Annotated in this window: 16 protein-coding genes and 1 other annotated feature; of the genes, 2 read left to right on the top strand and 14 right to left on the bottom strand. The window is 29.7% G+C overall.

Annotation, left to right across the window (positions count from 1 at the left end; genetic code table 11):
• Window positions 1-31 precede the first annotated feature (31 nt).
• Together nifV and KQI77_RS12840 are read right to left on the bottom strand one after the other, a co-directional pair.
• A complete protein-coding gene (gene nifV, locus KQI77_RS12845; protein WP_216390835.1) occupies window positions 32-1,174 on the bottom strand; it encodes a homocitrate synthase in 1,143 nt (380 codons plus the stop codon).
• A 407-nt stretch (window positions 1,175-1,581) separates the two neighbouring features.
• Window positions 1,582-3,696, bottom strand: coding sequence for an anaerobic ribonucleoside triphosphate reductase (locus tag KQI77_RS12840; protein ID WP_216390834.1), 2,115 nt, complete (start codon window positions 3,694-3,696; stop codon window positions 1,582-1,584).
• Window positions 3,697-4,151: 455 nt separating this feature from the next.
• Between KQI77_RS12840 and KQI77_RS12835 the strand changes: the two genes are divergently transcribed.
• A complete protein-coding gene (locus KQI77_RS12835; protein WP_216390833.1) occupies window positions 4,152-4,994 on the top strand; it encodes a DegV family protein in 843 nt (280 codons plus the stop codon).
• Between the two features lie 4 nt (window positions 4,995-4,998).
• A complete protein-coding gene (locus tag KQI77_RS12830; RefSeq protein ID WP_216390832.1) occupies window positions 4,999-5,451 on the top strand; it encodes a PadR family transcriptional regulator in 453 nt (150 codons plus the stop codon).
• A gap of 73 nt (window positions 5,452-5,524) precedes the next feature.
• On the opposite strand, the gene KQI77_RS12825 is transcribed toward KQI77_RS12830, so the two are convergent.
• The 12 genes from KQI77_RS12825 to KQI77_RS12770 all read right to left on the bottom strand — a co-directional run bounded on the left by KQI77_RS12825 (window position 5,525) and on the right by KQI77_RS12770 (window position 19,546).
• On the bottom strand, window positions 5,525-5,713 hold the full coding sequence (locus KQI77_RS12825; RefSeq protein ID WP_216390831.1) for a ferredoxin: 189 nt from the start codon (window positions 5,711-5,713) through the stop codon (window positions 5,525-5,527).
• Between the two features lie 61 nt (window positions 5,714-5,774).
• Entirely contained in the window at window positions 5,775-6,611 is an 837-nt protein-coding gene (locus KQI77_RS12820) for an Mrp/NBP35 family ATP-binding protein (protein WP_216390830.1), read from the bottom strand.
• A 30-nt stretch (window positions 6,612-6,641) separates the two neighbouring features.
• The gene (locus KQI77_RS12815; RefSeq protein WP_367397314.1) at window positions 6,642-7,490 is read right to left on the bottom strand and encodes a hypothetical protein; all 849 of its coding nucleotides are present in this window, start codon (window positions 7,488-7,490) and stop codon (window positions 6,642-6,644) included.
• Window positions 7,468-8,247 (bottom strand): prolipoprotein diacylglyceryl transferase, encoded by a 780-nt coding sequence (locus KQI77_RS12810; RefSeq protein WP_216390829.1) that lies wholly within the window; start codon window positions 8,245-8,247, stop codon window positions 7,468-7,470. Before KQI77_RS12810 ends, KQI77_RS12815 begins: the two co-directional genes overlap by 23 nt.
• Before the next feature lie 117 nt (window positions 8,248-8,364).
• The gene (locus KQI77_RS12805) at window positions 8,365-9,627 is read right to left on the bottom strand and encodes a hypothetical protein (RefSeq protein WP_216390828.1); all 1,263 of its coding nucleotides are present in this window, start codon (window positions 9,625-9,627) and stop codon (window positions 8,365-8,367) included.
• A gap of 117 nt (window positions 9,628-9,744) precedes the next feature.
• Complete coding sequence (gene rsmA, locus KQI77_RS12800) at window positions 9,745-10,587, bottom strand: 16S rRNA (adenine(1518)-N(6)/adenine(1519)-N(6))-dimethyltransferase RsmA (protein WP_216390827.1); 843 nt, start codon at window positions 10,585-10,587, stop codon at window positions 9,745-9,747.
• 4 nt (window positions 10,588-10,591) lie between these two features.
• Complete coding sequence (gene rnmV / locus KQI77_RS12795) at window positions 10,592-11,146, bottom strand: ribonuclease M5 (protein WP_216390826.1); 555 nt, start codon at window positions 11,144-11,146, stop codon at window positions 10,592-10,594.
• Window positions 11,147-11,308: 162 nt separating this feature from the next.
• Window positions 11,309-12,358 (bottom strand): ubiquitin-like domain-containing protein, encoded by a 1,050-nt coding sequence (locus tag KQI77_RS13235; RefSeq protein WP_216390825.1) that lies wholly within the window; start codon window positions 12,356-12,358, stop codon window positions 11,309-11,311.
• 256 nt (window positions 12,359-12,614) lie between these two features.
• Window positions 12,615-13,409, bottom strand: coding sequence for a TatD family hydrolase (locus KQI77_RS12785; protein ID WP_216390824.1), 795 nt, complete (start codon window positions 13,407-13,409; stop codon window positions 12,615-12,617).
• A 378-nt stretch (window positions 13,410-13,787) separates the two neighbouring features.
• The gene (metG, locus tag KQI77_RS12780) at window positions 13,788-15,719 is read right to left on the bottom strand and encodes a methionine--tRNA ligase (RefSeq protein ID WP_216390823.1); all 1,932 of its coding nucleotides are present in this window, start codon (window positions 15,717-15,719) and stop codon (window positions 13,788-13,790) included.
• Between the two features lie 55 nt (window positions 15,720-15,774).
• Window positions 15,775-16,032, bottom strand: a binding site (T-box leader).
• Between the two features lie 38 nt (window positions 16,033-16,070).
• The gene (locus KQI77_RS12775) at window positions 16,071-17,786 is read right to left on the bottom strand and encodes a Na+/H+ antiporter NhaC family protein (RefSeq protein WP_367397313.1); all 1,716 of its coding nucleotides are present in this window, start codon (window positions 17,784-17,786) and stop codon (window positions 16,071-16,073) included.
• Window positions 17,787-17,917: 131 nt separating this feature from the next.
• Window positions 17,918-19,546: an AarF/ABC1/UbiB kinase family protein gene (locus tag KQI77_RS12770; protein WP_216390821.1), complete on the bottom strand. Its 1,629-nt coding sequence runs from the start codon at window positions 19,544-19,546 to the stop codon at window positions 17,918-17,920.
• Window positions 19,547-19,556 lie beyond the last annotated feature (10 nt).

Below are 19,556 nucleotides of genomic sequence, written 5' to 3'. Positions count from 1 at the left end.
TACTAATCCTCCCTAAATTGTGTATTAAAGCTTATTGATGTATTCTTTTATATATTTGAACTAATTCTTTATCAAATAAAGATCTTTTTAATTGAACTGCTACTTTTCTTACTTCTTCAAGCATTAAGTTAGCTTCTTCATCTGTTAACTCCACATTATATTCTTTAAATTTATTTATTATAGCAGCTCTTCCTGAGTGCTTACCTATTACTATTTGTCTCTCAAGACCTACTGCACTAGGATCAAATGCTTCGTAATTCTTAGGATTCTTGATAGCACCATCAGCATGAATTCCTGATTCATGTGCAAACATGTTGCTTCCTACTATAGCCTTCCATATAGGCAATTCTCTTCCTGATGCTTTTGATACATATTCACATATTGGTCTAAACTTCTTAGTATCCATATCTGTTTGCATCTTATAGACATATTTTAATGCCATTACAACCTCTTCTAATGCAGCATTACCAGCTCTTTCGCCCAATCCATTTACAGTTACTCCAACATAGTTAGCACCACCTCTTAATCCTGCTATAGCATTTGCAGTTGCCATACCAAAATCATTATGTGTATGCATTTCTATATCAAATTTTGTTTTATCATATATATACTTTATATCTTCTTCTAATTTAAATGGTTCTTCTACACCTACAGTATCACAATATCTAAATCTATCTGCACCTGCTTGTTTAGCTGCATTAATGAATTCTATTAAGAATTCCTTATCAGCTCTTGAAGCATCTTCTCCATTAACAGATACATATAAACCATTCTTCTTAGCAAATTCTACTGCCTTAACCATGTGATCAAGAACCCATTCTCTTGATGTTTTTAATTTATTAATTATATGAATGTCTGAAACTGATATTGAAATAGCTACTGCATCTACACCACAATCTATAGATTGTTCTATATCTGATATTACAGCTCTATTCCAAGCCATTATACTACTTTTAAGATTTCTCTTAACAATTGTCTTAATAGCTTCTTTTTCATCGCCACCCATTGTTGGTATACCTACTTCTAATTGATCTACGCCTAAATCACTTAACATTTCTGCAATTGCTATCTTTTCTGGATTAGAAAAAACAACTCCTGCTGTTTGTTCTCCATCTCTAAGGGTGGTATCCACAATAAATATTTCTTTGCCATTACTTAAATTCTTAATTGACATGAAAATCCCCCTCTTTATCACTTTCACTATACATAATAACTAATCTCGCCCTAGATTAGATTATTATTCTTTTTTTTACATTTTATTTTATCATATCAACACTTAAATAACAATAGTATAACCTATCTATTTTAAGCTTTTTTGCAAGGTTTGTTTATTAATCTTTCAAATTTTATTGTTGTTTTTATAATTTTATAATAATTTGCAGGTATATATGCAAGTTTTTTCAAAAATAATTCATTCGTCTACTGATAACGTTTCCTATCACTTATAATCAAGTTCTCTCTTTAAAACGCATTTTTTGTTATCTTTCCATCCACCATAACACATATATTCTATCAACAAAAAAACAATGCTGCTTGATAATGTAAATATCATCAAACAACATTGGATTCTTCTTTTATATTCTATTTCTTGTACATATTTGCATGTGTCTTAGTGTGAGTTATTCTATCATTTCTTTCTGATACTTTTCCAGGTCCAAATCTTTCATCTAAACTTAAATATCCTGTAACTCTTGATATCCCTTGAATATTAGTGCTATTACATTTTGGACATCTACATTCATGACTTTGCAATGATTCACCACAATCCTTACAATATCTAATATGGAAATTAACACCCAAGTAACTTATATTAGTATGTTTATATGCATAATTTATTATATCCATTATACATTCTCCTGTAGGGTTATCATCAACTTCTATATAGCTTATATGTCCACCGTTACACAACTTATGATAAGGTGCTTCTATCTGAATTTTATCTTTTATAGATATAGCATATCCAACTGGTATATGGTAGCTATTAGTATAGTATTCTTTATCTGTAACTCCTGGTATTTTACCATATAGTTTTTGATCTTGCTTTATAAACTTACCAGATAATCCTTCTGCTGGTGTTGCATAACAACTCCAATTAAGATGAGTTTCTTCTGTAAATTCATCTATCTTATTTCTTAAGAATGTAATAATCTTTAAACCTAGTTCTCTTGATGCCTCATCCTCACCATGATGTTTGCCAGTTAATGCAACTAATGTTTCTGCTAATCCTATAAATCCTATTCCCCATGTTCCTTGTTTTAATATAGGCTCTATAGAATCTTCTTGAGATAAACCTTCTGAACCTTTCATCAAATGTTGTCCAGCTACAAATGGAAGATCTCTTACCTTTAGTTTCTTTAATACATCATATCTATTTAATAGTGATTCTTTTGCTAGATTTATTCTTTCTTCAAATATTTCAAAAAATCTATCTATATTGCCCTTAGCTTGAATTCCTATTCTAGGAAGATTAATTGTAGTAGGTGCTATATTACCTCTACCGCTACATCCTGGTTCACCATTAATATTCTTCATAAGATATGTTCTACATCCCATTGTTGCAGGCATATATCCATTATCATAATATTCTTTATTAAAATCTGCATCTATATTCATAAATGTTGGATTCATTCTCTTAGCTGCTACTCTACATGCTAATTCATACAAATAAAAATACGGATCATTTGGTTCTCTATTTACGCCTTCCTTAACTCTAAATATTATATTAGGGAATATTGGTTGTTCACCTTTTCCTAATCCCTTTTCATATTCCTCTAAAAATGCTTCACATATTAATGCAGCATCTTTACTCTCTGGTATTCCTATATTTACAGAACTAAATGGAACTTGAGATCCTGCTCTTGAATGCATGGTATTTAAATTATAAACAACTCCTTGCATTGCTTGATGCACTCTCTTTTTAACTTTTTCCTCTAATACTTCTGATATCTTTTCATCTGATAATCCTAATTCTTTTAATTCATCTTTTATCTCTTGTCTAGTTGGTTCAACGAAAATTGACATATCATTATCAAAATTCGGATGTGATTGTCCTCCAAACATATCATTCTGAGAAGATTGTAAAAGTATGCATGATAATTCAGCTGCAGTTTCTATACGTTTAGGTTTTTTTATAGTTCCATATCCAGTATTAAAACCATTCATTAGAAGTTCTCTAGTTGGTATATGTAAACAGTTTGTAGTCAAATTGTAACTATCCAAATCATGATAATACAAGTTTCCCATTTCATGTTCTTTTGCTAAATATTTAGGCATTGTAGCTAAATTATGCCACTTATTAGATTCAGAAGCTATTCTAAGTAACTTCGAACTAAAGTTATTACCAACATTAGCATTATCCCTATCAGTTTCTACCCCTATTCTCTGAATTGCCTTCATTAAGTCAGATTTAATATCTCTTACCTTTGTTCTCTCAATACGATAATTGGAATAAGCAATGGCTATATCTTTATGTCCACTGTCCTTTAATGCTTTTATAACAAGATTCTGAATATCTTCTACTGAGATTTTCTCTTGTTCTGTCATTTCAATATAATTTATTACTTTTTGAACAACATCAAATATCTGGCTTGTTTTTAATTCTAACCCTTCTTCTTTTGCTGTTCTACTTATTGCTTTAGATATCTTGTCAGGGTTGAATTCTACTCGTCTTCCATCCCTTTTAACAACATATAGCATCCCTTATCACCTCATATACAATATATAGTATTCAACCTTAAATATTATACTTCATTAGATTTAATATATCAATCTACATTATCATTGATATTTTGATATTAAGTTAAATTTGTACCATTTATCTATCAATAGATATTTTTTATATATCTATTGATATTTTTTTAGATTTTATTCTTTCTATACATAAAATACAGCATTACTTCCAATATATAAATTATTAAAAATTAGCATTCAAACTTATCAATCTATTATAATTTCAAAGCATAATAAACATTATCAATATTGATAATATATTTATGTAATCATTCCCCTATTCATCCAATTTATCACATTGTAAATTTTATATGTTTTTTTTATTATTCTATTGTAAAACTATATCAGTTCTGATATAGTTAACCTTATCAAAAGTGATATAGTTTGGAATATTTTTTTATTCCATTAGGAGGTATATTGTCATGGAAAAAATAGCCATATTAACTGATAGTGCAGCTGATTTAACTCAAGATGTAATTGATAGATATAATATAAAGGTTGCCCCTTTTAGAATAATATACAAGGACGCTGAATATTTCGATAATGTTACCATAAAACCAGAAGAAGTATATGCTAATTTAGTTAATGAAATTCCAACAACTTCTTTACCTAGTGTTGAATATATCGAAAATTTAATCACAGAAATTGAAAATGAAGGATATACTCATTTAATTGTTTTAGATATATCTTCTAACTTGTCAGGAACTCTAAATTCTATGAGACTTATTTTAGATAATCATCCTAGTTTAACATCATTTGTATATGATACAAAGACTTTAACAATGGGGCAAGGAGCTCTAGTTATTGAAACTGCCAAGATGATAGAAAGTGGAAAGTCTTTTAATGATATTGCTGTTGCTCTTCCTTTACTTAGAAAAAAAATAAATGTATACTTTACTTTAGATACTTTAGAGTATCTAAAAAAAGGTGGAAGAATAGGGAAGGTAGCAGGGACTATAGGGGAAGTCCTTAAGCTAAAACCAATAATAAAAGTTTCTGAGGAAGGTATTTATGAAACTTATGCTAAAGCTCGTGGTCGTAAACAATCTATCAAGAAGCTACATGAAATTCTTGATAAACATTTATCTGAAGGTAAATGTAATGTTTGGATAATTGACGGACATGCAAAAGAAGACGGAGATGCTCTATATAATTCAATAAAGGATTTGCCTATGATCAATTATATAGGTCGTCAGATTTTAACACCTTCATTAGGTGTACATACTGGCCCAGGATTAGTCGGTTTTGTAATTCAAGAGGTATAAAATAATGGATGATTTTAACTTACTTACAACAAAAGAATATGAAGAAGAAGAGAAAAAATTATATGAAGAATATAAACAAAAAGTAGCTCAACTAAAAAAAATAAAAAAAGAACAAGCTGCAGTAGGGCAAGTATTTACAAAAGGACTATTGCCTATATATATTTTGTATATTTTGAGTAAATCGCCATCTAATGGTAATGATATTTCTCATAAGATAGGAAATAATACTAACGGATTATGGATTCCTAGCACCGGTGGAATATATCCTATTTTAAAAAAATTCGAAAAAGAAGGTCTTGTTATTGGCGAATGGGATGATCCTCATAAAAAATTTCAAAAGATATATAGGTTAACAGATCTAGGTTATGATGAATTCAAAAGAAGAAAAAAAATACTAAAGCCTAGAATAGAAGAATCTCTCAAGGTATTCAAGATTATATATAAAGATCTATACTAGTTATAAGTATAGATTTTGTTCTATTTATACCAAAGAGGTTGTAGCTACTTGTTATAACTACAACCTCTTGTATTTATTCACATGTAATTGCAGAAACTGGACAACTAGATTCTGCATCCTTAGCTTCATCTTCATTATCTCTTGGTACTTCATCAACAATAACATGTGCTTTACCATCATCCTTTAACTCAAAAACAACGTCACATATAGATGGACATAATCCACATCCAATACATGTTTCTTGATCAACTATAGCCTTCATACTTAATAATCTCCTTCCTTAAAATAATTCCTTATTATTTTAACCAGGAAATTATAAATTATTAGTATAATCCTTCAAATATTAATGAATATAATGGACTATCTATTACATATTGCTCTGCCTTACCTTGTTCTAATGCTTCTGTAAAATCTAAGTCTATTGGCAATTCACCTATTAAAGGAATTCCTAAATACTCTGCATTTTCTTCTGCAGACTTTTTACTAAATACACGTGTCTTTTTTCCACATCCTTCACATGTTATATAAGACATATTTTCAACAACACCTTTTATTTTAACTCCCATCTTTTGAGCCATAATAACTACTTTTTTAACTATCATAGATACCATATCTTGAGGTGTTGATACTATAATCAATTCATTTATCGGGAAATCTTGCATTACTGTTAATGCAATATCTCCTGTTCCAGGTGGCATATCTATTAAAAGATAGTCTAATTCTCCCCATTCTGTATCAGTATAAAATTGATTTAAAACACCATTTATAACAGGACCTCTCCATATTACAGGTTCTTCTTCTACTTGAGTAACTAGATTTAATGAAATAATCTTTATTCCACTATCAGTAGTTACTGGAACAAACTTAACTGTATTCTCATCTAAAGCTAATATTTTTGCTCTCTGCTTATTAATTCCAAAGAATCTAGGCATAGATGGTCCTGTTATATCTGCATCTAATACACCTACTTTATAACCCTTTTTAGCTAATGAAGATGCTAACATTCCTGTTACAGTAGACTTTCCTACTCCACCTTTACCACTTATTACACCTATTATATTTTTTACCTTACCATACTTAGGGTAAACTTTTATTGAACAATTTGATGCTCCTTTTGAATTACACTTATCTCTACTTGCACAATTTTCACAACTTCCCATATATTAATATCTCTCCTGTTCTTGTTTGTTTTACCAATTGCTTGGTTTAGTATCTGGTTCACTTATGTCTATATCCCAATTCTTATATTCATAAGTACCTTTTACATAATATGTCACATATGATTTATTTAATTTATCATCTATGGTAATAACTGTTTTGAATAAATTGGTACTATATCCTTTATTACTTATTGTTACAACAGTATCATAATTCGATATATCTCCAGAAACTAAATCTGCATTTGGAATCACTTTCTTTATATCTTTCTTAAATTGCTCTAAATCTACAGAAAACATATACTTCAAGCAATCAACATCTGCTGATATATTTATTCCAACTTTATTATTCTTGTCTGATAATTGTTTTTTATTTTTCTTTAAAACATCTAATATACTATTGTAATATATATCTGTAAAATTCTTAGGTTTTCTAATGAATTCTAGATTGTTAAGTATAGTATCATCAAGATTACTAGATACCGAATAAGATATATCATCATTATAGAAGTTTCCTATTCCTTTGTCGCTAACCGAAACTACATAATTATAATATTTAACTTCATCTCCCACCATATGTACCTCAAATACATAATCTGGATCTAAAGATGATTTCTTATCAGTAACCTTACCATTTCTTAGAATCTTATATATATCATTTATTGCTTTATCATCTGTTACTATAAACCTAAAACCAGTATCCCTAGAATTCTGTATTATAATCTTATCAACTTTATTTTTAACCATATATTCAAAATCTGTATTTCTAAAGCCTAATTTTATTAATGCTTTATCAACAGTTGAACATCCTGTTAGTACCATTGTTAATATAAGAGTCAAGCAAATTAGCATTACCCTCTTATTGATTATTCTTTTCTTCACTCTTAACAACACTTCCTTTATTTTTCATAATGCAGTTGAAAATTATTGCACCTATAAACACACAAATAGATATAACTTGTGATGTAGAGAATATACCTACTGCACCTCTTGGATCATCTCTCAAGAATTCAACTAAGAATCTACCTATACTATATAAAATCAAATATAATGAAAATACACTTCCACTTCTCTTTTTCTTTCTAGAATATAAAATAAGCACTATTACCAATACAAAATCAAAAGCTGATGAATACAATTGAGTAGGATGTAATAGTACTCCAGTTGGTGCTAATGAATCTGCTGGAAATTCAACCCCTATCCATAAATCAGTTTCTCCTCCATAACAACATCCTGCTAGGAAACATCCTATTCTTCCTATCCCTTGAGCTATTGCAAGTGCTGGCACAGCTAAATCAAACACTTCTAATATGTTCCACTTCTTAATCTTACTATATATTGCAAGTGCTAAAGCTCCACCTATTATACCGCCATATACAACAAAACCTTCACCTACATTAAGTAATATAGACGGATCCTTTATAATAGTTTTTATCTCAACTAAAATATATAGTAACTTACCACCTAATAATCCTGATATAACTGAAATTATAACAGCATTCAGTAAATAATCTTCATTATACTTTTTATCTTTTCCTCTTTTACAGAACATAATTGTTCCTACTATTATAGCAATAGCTATCATTAATCCATAACTATATATTTTTATACTGCCAATTTCTAATAAAACCTTACGCATATCTTTCCTCCCAGAATAAAGCAAAATAGTATATTAGGAGAAACTATTATTAGTTTCTCCTAATATACTTCATTATAATACGTAAATTATATATTCGCAAACATTGTGCTACAAATCTTATTGCTTCATCGGTACCACTACAATAGATTTTTTATAATCATAAAACATTAACCAATAACCTCTATCTGAACTCTTCTCTGGCATCCATGTTACAAATCCAGTTTTGCCCATATACGGTTGTTCTTCTATATCCTTTCTTCCTGGAATTCCATATACTATATATTTAGCATTTCCGCGTTTATCACATTTATACCCTAATAAAAAATATCCATATCTCTTTATATAAGGGAAATAATTTAGCATAGGATAATATACTACTGTATATTTGCTATAATCTTCAACATTGCACATATCTTCTATATTATCTATATTAACCTTATACCACTTACAATATTTTATATCTTTAAATTTATGTTTTATTTCTTCAAATCCTTTAGCTACTTCAGAAAAATATTCGCCTATCTCACCTCTTAAATCAAAATCAAAACAATCTACTTCCTTATTATCTTCTATATCACTTTCGTATCCAGCAAAATCTATATTAACACCACTTTCTCTATTGCACTTATCTTTATCGTCATGATCATCATTTAGATATTTATGTTTACACTTGCATTCTTCATTCTTCTTACAACAAGTATCTTCTTTTGATTTTTTCTCTTTATCACACTTTTCTTTATCATTTTTATCTTCTTTTATTTTATCTTTTGATATTTCTATTTTTTTCTCTTCTACAGCTTCCTTATGCTCTGATTTTTTCTCACATTTTTTATCTGTATCCTTTAATACTTCTTTATCTTTTTTCTGCTTATTATCACAAAGTTCAGACTTATTTTTTTCTTCTTTCTTTTTCTCTTCTATAACTATATCATTTTTCCAATTATCATCATTATCCTTGTGTTTTACCTTTTTGCACTTCTTCCAATCATCCTTAATATGTTCTCCACTCATAAATCCATATAATATATATTTTGACTCTTCTTCTCGATCTAACATTACTGCAGCCCCAGATATCTTCCCATAATCAATTCCCAGTCCAGCAATATCATTAATATAATATTCCTTAGTAACTTCTCCTTTTCCGCCTTCTCTTATTTTTAAGGAGCCTAAATCTACTATTTGTTTAATTTCTTTTTTATAGCAGATAAGTACTATAGAATACTTTTCTTCTTGATTTAAATTCTGAGCATAGAATGATATTTTACACTTATCACCTTTTGCTTCGATCTTAGCATATCCAGAACAAGACTTATCATCAGAAATCTTCTTTTCATCACCCTGTAATATTATAAAATTCCTATACAATTTATTATGTGCCAAGCTCCTATTACCTCCACATGTACTATTCTATACAGTATATGGCATAGCAAAATTTATTATTCTAATTTATTAATAAAACACTCATTGATATTCTCAATGAGTGTTAATAATATAATTCTATCTTAACGTCGATATAACATCTGATAATTGTGCAAACTCTTGAAGAGTTAATGTTTCACCTCTTCTTTTACAGTCAATACTGCTCATCTCAAAAGCTTTTTCCATATCATCTTTTGAAAGGCCTAAAAATTTTGTGCAATTCCATAAAGTTTTTCTTCTCATATTAAAAGCATTTCTAATTATATCAAACATTAATTTTTCATCTTTAACCTTTACTCTTGGTTCTTGTAACCTATCAAGTCTTATAACTATTGAATCAACTTTAGGTCTTGGAATAAAACTACTTGGAGATACTTTTCTTATTATTCTTGTATCACAATAATATTGTACCAATAACGATAATGAACCATAATCTTTGCAATTAGGCTCTGCATTCATCCTCTCTGCAACTTCCTTTTGAATCATTATTGTAAGAGATTTAAAATTATATCCTTCTTTTAATAATTTAACTATTATTGGAGTTGTAACATAATAAGGGAGATTAGCAACCAACTTTACACTTTTTTCATCACCAATTATTTCATTAAAATCTACCTTTAATGCATCATTATGAATTAATGTAAAATTAGGATGTTCCCCTAGTTCATTAGTAAGTATAGGTATCAAGTCATTATCTAATTCTATAGATGTTACTTTTTTAGCTTTGTTTAATAATTGTGCTGTAAGAGAACCTACTCCTGGCCCTATCTCTATTACTAAATCATCTTCATTAACATCAGCCCCATTTACTATATCCGATAGCACCGAATCATCTATTAAGAAGTTTTGACCTAAACTTTTTGAAAATTTAAAGTTATACTTCTTAACTAATTCTTGTGTTTTGTAATCTTGTATATCCATTATTTTATTCTCCTAATTGCTTTTTTATTTTTTCTATAGCATCTATAAATTCTTCTTTTGTAATTCCATAATTGTTAAGTCTAGAAACCATTTGATTAGCATTACCATATCCTATTCCTAGGAGCTTACCTAAAAGTTGTCTTCTTGCCTTTGAATCAGAACTTCCTGTTAATTTGAAATAATACATATCTGTCATATTAAAAAATTCTTGCTTTTCTTCTAATGTAATCTTAGCATTTTCTAATGCCTTCAAAATCACTTCTGGTTTAGCATTTTCTACTCCTATATTACCATCTTTTGCTCTTAAACCATCTTCTTGTGATATATAAGCATGTTTAACACCTTTAACTCTCTTAGATATAATACTTCTTATCTTCTCTCCTGCGAAATCTGGATCTGTCAATATTATTACACCTTTTCTCTTTTGAGCTTCCTTTATTCTCTCAATAGTTTTTGCATTAATTCCAAATCCACTTGTTGCTATAATCTCTGCATCAACTGCTCTTTTTACTGCTGTAATATCATCTCTGCCTTCAACAACTATAACTTCCTTAATCAAATAATCTCTTCCTTTCATATAATATATAACTAGAGTACTAATATAATTTAATTCTGTCAAATCGATTAAAACAAAAAATAATTTCCTAAAGAGTCAAAAAGCAGCCTTGTGATTACTCACATAAGGCTGCTAACTCTTCACTCTTTTTTTATATTTTACTTTTTACCATTCTCCAGGATATGCTATTATTCCTACCTGAAGACCTGTCTTTTTGCCCCATTGACATGATTCCTTGTAGGTACTTGTATATACGTCTATTTTGTTACCTTTTATTGCAGTTCCAACATCTGCTGCTACTGCTTTTCCATAACCTTCAACATATACTAATGTTCCTAACGGAATTACTGATGGGTCTACCGCAATTGTACTTATTCCATTTGGATCTCTAACAGCTCTTCTACCTGTTGCAGTTATTGCATTATCACCACAATAATAAGCTGTTGCTGATACTGTAATAGTATCTGATTTTATTTTTATTTGTTCTCCACTTCTACTAGCCATAAAATAGCTACCACCTTGTACCACTATTTCATCTACTGGCTCTTTTTCAACAGTTACACTTTCTAGTACCTTTTCTTCAGTTCCATCTTCATACTTATACACCTTATAAGCTAATTTTTGAGTTCCTTCTTGACCAGCTTGAACTACTTCTGCATCAGACTTGATATCTTTATTGTAATCTGTTTGCACTTGTGTGTTGTATGCTAATGCTTCTGTTTCTGTTACTTCTTCTATATCTACTTGTTTTATCGATATGGTCATATCTTTTTTGATTGATTGAGTTCGTGAAGGTTCTACTACGTCATCTTCATCAAACCCTCCGCCTTGAGATTCAATATAATCAATATTATCTTTTAATGTGTCTCCTACTGTCTTGCTAGTTGTCATGATTTCATGCTCTTGACCTGCTATAACAACTTTAACTGGAACAGCTTTAGTTATATTGATACTCATCTTCTTTTTTAATTTTGTATCTAGTGCTGGCTCTACAATGTCGTAAGAATTTACTTCTACACCTTGTTTTTCTAATAATTTCTCTACTGTTGCACTGTATGTTACATAAGTTTTACTTTTCCCATCAATGTTTATTGTAACTGTTTTTCTTATGTTAACTACTGCTATGGTAAGAAGAAATAAACCTACCACTAATCCAATAATTATCTTTGCCTTGGAACTGTTATTCTTAAAGAGTGATTTTAATTTTCCCTTCATTTTCTACCTCCTTTGGCAAGAGCGTCTTCTGAATTATAACGTATAAATGCCTATATTGTCAAATTTTCGGCATTTAATTGCCCTTAACCCCTGATATAATGGCACTTTCACAAAATAGTGTTTAATACTTGCTTTTTTGTCTTCACTTATAGTTTTACCATAAATTTGGAAAATATGCAAACGTTTTTTTCTTCTTCCCTTTATTAGCTTTATAAACAACTAAAATTTTTATTTTTGTAGAACTCTAATATTATTCTTAAATCTCTATATTTAACCCTTTAAATATATTTTTCGAATTATTGTTTATTATCTTATTTAATTCATCTACATCTATATTCTTTATCTCAGCTATTTTATCAATAACATATTTTATATAACTTGATTGATTTCTCTTGCCTCTAAATGGCTCAGGAGCCATATATGGGCAATCAGTTTCTACCAAAATTCTATCTACAGGAATATCTTCTATAACCCTCTTTAATTTCTTAGAATTCTTAAAGGTAGATACCCCACCAATTCCTATATAATATCCCCTTTTTATACACTCTCTAGCAAATTCTACACTACCAGAAAAACAATGTATTACTCCAACAACATCCGGAAATTCTTTTATTATACTTAATGTATCCTCATGTGCATCTCTATCATGAATAATGACTGGAAGAGATAATTCTTTAGCAAGCTCCATATGTCTTCTCAACACATTTTGTTGAATTTCTCTAGATGGATTTTCCTCCCAATAATAATCTAACCCTATCTCACCTACAGCAATTATCTTTTTATTATTTATTATTTCTGTTCTTATCTCCTGAAATACTTCTTCTGAAAATTCATCTGCATTCTCTGGATGTATCCCCAATGCACCATATATATAATCATATGTATTAACTATATCTATAGTCTTGGCTATACTTTCATAAGATGATGAACAATTAACAATTCCTATAACGCCATCTTTTCTTAAATCCTGTAGAAGCTTATTTCTATCTTCATCAAATTGCTCATCATCATAATGAGCATGTGTATCTATTATCTTATATGCATATTCCATATTTTTACCACCTCAATTTATTTATTTAATTTATATTATATCAAAAATTCTAAATTTTAAATCAAGTTAGCTTATATTCCACATAATTCCTATATTATGTCCGTTTTATTAAAAAATTTTAAATTATTTTTAAATTTAATTTAATTTTGACACAAAACCGACACATTACTACACTATAATTACATTTGTAAAGTAGTTAAAGCATTATTTACCCCTTATAACCATTTGTTATGAATGGTTTCTAGAACATCACGTCCCCCTAAGTGTGGATGTTCTAGATTTTTTATTCTTTATCATATTAATTCATTTTCCCTAATAAAATGTATAATTAATTTGAGAAAAGCCATTGCATTCCCCATGCAATGGCTTCTTTTTTTATTATCTTACAATGCTTCCTGAAGGTAATTCTCCCGGATCAACTACAGACAATACACTATCATCATCAGTAGATGCTGCAAGTATCATTCCTTGTGATAATTCTCCTCTTAATTTTACTGGTTTTAGGTTAGCTACAAGAACTACATTCTTTCCAATCAAATCTTCTGGTTTGTAGAATTTTGATATTCCAGATATTACTTGTCTTTCTTCCCCACCTAGATCTATTTTTAGTTTTAGTAACTTCTTTGCTCCTTTTACTGGTTCACAATCTTTTACCTTTACTACTCTTAAATCTAACTTTTCAAAGTCTTCTATTGTTATTTCATCTTTTATTGGTTGTATTGGCTTCTTTATAGCTGCCTTCTGTGCTTCTTCTATAGCTGCTAATTCTTCTAACTTAGCTTCAACATCTATTCTTGGAAATAAATTTTCTCCCTTTACTACTTTAGTTCCTGCAATTGTTCCATTAAACTCCTTTAATGAATCCCAGTCAGTATTTTTAGCATTTAATTGAGCATACATCTTATCAGCTGTATCTGGTAAGAATGCTGATAATAACACTGCTGATATTCTTAATGATTCTGCAAGGTTATATAATACAGTTCCAAGTCTAGCTTTCTTACTTTCATCCTTAGCCAATATCCAAGGTGTTGTTTCGTCTATATATTTATTTGCTCTAGAAATCAATGTAAATATTGCTTCTAATGCTTCTGGTAATCTTAATGCGTCTATATATTTTTCTACCTTTGTTGGAGTTTCTAATGCTAATGATATAAGTTCATCATCAACAGCTTCTTTATCTAATTGTGCCGGTACAATGCCATCGAAATACTTTTCTATCATTGCTACTGTTCTTGATAGTAAATTACCAAGATCGTTGCACAAATCTGAGTTAATCTTCTTTATAAATGCTTCACTATTATATGATCCATCAGCTCCGTATGGCATCTCTCTTAATAGATAATATCTAACTGCATCTACTCCAAATATCTCTACTAATTTTACAGGATCAACTACATTACCTTTTGACTTTGACATTTTACCGCCATCAACTAATAGCCAACCATGACCAAATACTTGTTTAGGTAATGGTAATCCAAGTGCCATAAGCATAATAGGCCAATAAATTGTGTGGAATCTCAATATATCTTTCCCTATAAGATGTACATCTGCCGGCCAATATTTATCAAATAATTCTGTATTATCACTACCATATCCTAATGCTGTAATATAGTTTGATAATGCATCTATCCATACATATACTACATGCTTTTCATCAAATGTTACTGGAATACCCCAATCAAAACTTGTTCTAGATACACATAAATCTTGTAATCCTGGCTTAAGGAAATTATTTATCATTTCGTTCTTTCTTGATTCTGGTTGAATAAACTCAGGATGACTCTCTATATATTCAATTAATTTATCTGCATATTTGCTCATCTTAAAGAAATATGCTTCTTCTTTTGATTTCTCTACAGGTCTTCCACAATCAGGACACATTCCATCTACTAACTGAGTTTCTGTCCAGAAAGATTCACAAGGTGTACAATATAATCCTTCATAAGAACTTTTATATATATCTCCTTGATCATATAACTTTTTAAATATTTTTTGAACTGCCTTAACATGATAATCATCTGTAGTTCTTATATATTTATCATAGCTTATATTCATCATTTTCCATAGTTCTTTAATTCCTGCTACTACTTCATCTACATGTTCCTTAGGAGTTATTCCTTTTTCTTCAGCTATTCTCTGAATCTTCTGTCCATGTTCATCTGTTCCTGTTAGAAACATTACATCGTATCCTGTTAATCTCTTAAATCTAGCAATTGCATCAGCTGCTACAGTAGTATAGGTATTACCTATATGTAGTTTAGTTGATGGATAATAAATAGGGGTTGTAATATAAAAAGTTTTCTTACACATAAAAAATGTTCCTCCTTGCTTAAAATAAAAACGCCTCTATGTAAGAATTATCCTACATAGAGACGCAATAAATACATAATTACGTGTTACCACTCTACTTCACTTCTACCTCACGATAGAAATCTCAATAAGTGACTACCATCACTAAGCAATATAACGGTTGCTACCGTAGGCTCCTAAAAGCTATTATAAGCTACTCAAAACCTATGCTCCAAGGCCATATTCACAACAACTCCTGTCGCTATCTTACACCTAAACATAATAGCTCTCTGTAGACTATCATTATTGCTACTCTTCTCTTCATCGCATTTAATTAAATGATAAATCAATTATACAAATCTGTCAAATCTTTTATACTTCATCTTCTATAGGTTTTCCCAGGAAATAAGTCAATGCTATAAGTACTATAATAGCCATTGGTAATGCCACATATATAGGTACTCCTAAACCTACAGGTATATAGCCAAACAATATAGTTACAAGCCCTACAAATAAGCTATACCACATCTGAGTTTTAACATGATCTATATGACTACATCCTGCACCCATGGAAGATAATATGGTAGTATCTGATATAGGTGAACAATGATCTCCAAATATTGCTCCAGTTAATACTGCACTTGTACTCATAACAACATATGTATTATCGGGATATATAGCATATGCTAAAGGAATAGCAAGTGGCATAAGTATACTCATAGTTCCATAAGCTGTTCCAGTAGAAAATGATATTACTGCACCAAATATAAAAATAACACTTGGTAATATGAATTTAGGTAAAGATGATGATAATAATGTTATTAAATAATCAGCAGTTCCTACTTCCTTAATAACAGATCCTAAGGACCATGCTAGAAGTAATATAACTCCTGTTATAAGAAGTCCCTTCATTCCATCTATCCACGTATCAATTGCTTCAGATATAGTAAATATCTTCTTACATACTCCAAGTATTATTGTAACAATACTTGAAAACAATGCTGCTTGAAACAATGAACTAGATGCATTAGCTACTCCAAAGCATTCTCTTATTGCTGTAAAGGATAATGGAGATTGCTTAATTAATTGTTGAAGTAATATATCATCACTAGACATTATAGAAGAATATCCACTATAATAGAAACTAATTAAAGCCGATATAATAAGTGTACCTATAGGAATTATTGCATTCCATACACTTAATTTAACCCCTTCTTTTACTGATGTTTCTTCTATCTGTTCCTTAGAAAACTTAATATCCTCTAACAATTGCTCCCCTCTTCTAGCTCTAAGTTCAGCTTTTCTCATAGGTCCAAATTCTCTAAGTGTAATAGCTGTTAATACAACAAATATAAGAATCAATATATTATAGAATCTATAAGGAATAGTATTTAAAAATACAGAAAATGCATCAGCTTCTAATCCAATCTTAGCATAACCATCATTAATAAGCCCTACTTCTAATCCTATCCATGTTGATATTATAGCAATACCAGCTATAGGGGCTGCTGTCGCATCTATAACGAAAGCTAGTTTTTCTCTAGAAACTTTCATTTTATCTGCTACTGGTTTCATAATAGGACCTACTATTAAGGCATTAGCATAATCATCAAAAAATACACATATGCCTAATAACCATGTTACTATTTGCGTGCTTCTAGCTCCCTTCGCCTTTCTAGCAAGTGCTTCTGCTACTGCTTTCGCTCCTCCCATTCTTGAAACAAGATTAATAATTCCACCTATAACTAAAACTTGAAGTATTATACCGGCATTCCACGGATCTGCTAACGAATCAAGTATTAAACTAACTAATTTCAAAAATGATTCTAAAATTGCTAAAAAGACATTATATTCTAATATCTGCAACATAAAACATCCTGATAAAACGCCTATAAATAATGATATAACTACATTCTTAGTTATAAATGCAAGAACCACTGATACTAGTGGTGGAATTAATGTTAATATTCCAAACTTATCTGCATTAGTAACACTATCTGTTACTTCAACTGCCAATACTGGTGTAGAAGCTATTATTAATAATCCAATAACTAGAATTAATATTCTAGTTCCTCTTTGCTTCATCATATTCCTCCTCTTTAGTTAACTATGATAAAAGCCTTAAGTTATACTTAAGGCTTCCTTATTCTTATAAAAATAAGCTAATTAATTATACAATTTTTATAGCTTTTCTTCAAGTATTTTTAATATTTTGAAATTTATTTTTTCCTTTTCTTGTCTTTGGTTCTGAATAATCCAGTTTTAATCATACTTCTGAGTAGAACCATAGCGAATATTGTCGCAACTCCATATCCTAATATTCCTATTATTGATACACCTTTATAACTAGGTCCTATTTTACTTGCAACTATAACTGATGAAGAAATTAATAATGCTGCTATAATTAGTCCTCCTGTTAATCTATTAACCATAGTATCAATTTTATGTACATATTTCTCAAGGTTGGCAACTGAAAAAGTTAATTGTGCTTTTCCATTCACAGCCTTATTTAATAACTCAATTGATTTTGTAGGAAGTCTTATAAGGTCTCTTATAAATTCATAGGTTGATATAACAGCTTCTGTTTTATCGAAATTCTTTAATATTCCCATCTTGCCCTTAGATGTCATATACGAAACAATAACAGATATAGCATCTAACTCTGGATCAATTTCTGCTATAACACCTTCTAATATCATAAGTCCTCTTACTAATGTCACCAATTCTTTAGGAAACTGAATATTATTCTTTCTAGTTATTTCAAATACCTCTTGTAGTAAAACTGTCATCTTTAAATTCTTCAAGCTTGTAGTTAAATACATATCTACAAGATATGAAACATCTTCATATAATTCTCCTCTGTCTATACGACCATCTTTTATCCCTATTTTTAATATACAATCTACAACCTTATTCTTATCTCTAGTTGCTATAGCTAACACTGCTGAATTAAGCCAACTTTTTAGATTGTCATCTAGTGTTCCCACTATTCCAAAATCAATAAAACATAATTTTCCATCATAAATTAATATATTGCCTGGATGAGGGTCTGCATGAAAAAAACCTTGATCAAATACCTGATAGCAATAACTAAGTGCTAATTTTCTAGCAACATCTGTATTATCATATCCCTCTTTTATTAACCTAGAAGAATCTGTTATCTTAAAACCTTCTATTTTTTCTTGTACTATAATCTTGTCACTCCATATATCTGTTATTAGTTTGGGAACATACATAAAAGCAATATCTGCATTATTTTCTCTGAACTTTAACATATTCCTTCCTTCTAACAAGAAATCTAATTCAGTTTCAACTGTTTGCTCAATCTCTTCTATTACTTCAAGTGGATTTACTACCTTTATATCTAACCTAGTATTAGTGAATTTTAGAATTCTCTTTAATATAGCTAAATCCATCCTCATCTCATCATATATATCTGGACGTTGTATCTTAACTACAACTTCTGTTCCATCTAATAAAACAGCTGAATGAACTTGTGAAACTGAAGCTGAAGCTAATGGTGTCTCATTAAAATATTTAAAACAATTCTCCATTTTTTTATTAACACTTGTTTCAAATATCCTTTTTAATGTTTCCATTGATTCAGCAGGAACGGAATCTTGTAATTTAACAAGTTCATTAACATATTCCTTAGGTAAAATATCTGATCTTGTACTAAGAATTTGCCCTATCTTTACAAATGTAGGTCCTAATTCTTCTATAGCTTTTCTTAGATTGTAAGGAGATTTCTTCTCCTGTTTACTATTAGATTCCATAAGATAACCAAATCCATAAGATGCAAATACCTTAACTATCTCTTGAAATCTTTGTCTAGAATTCTTCTCCATAACTCCACCT

This window comes from Clostridium sp. MSJ-8 (assembly GCF_018918325.1).
Taxonomy (GTDB): domain Bacteria; phylum Bacillota; class Clostridia; order Clostridiales; family Clostridiaceae; genus Clostridium.
This window is presented reverse-complemented; position numbering and strand designations above follow the sequence as displayed.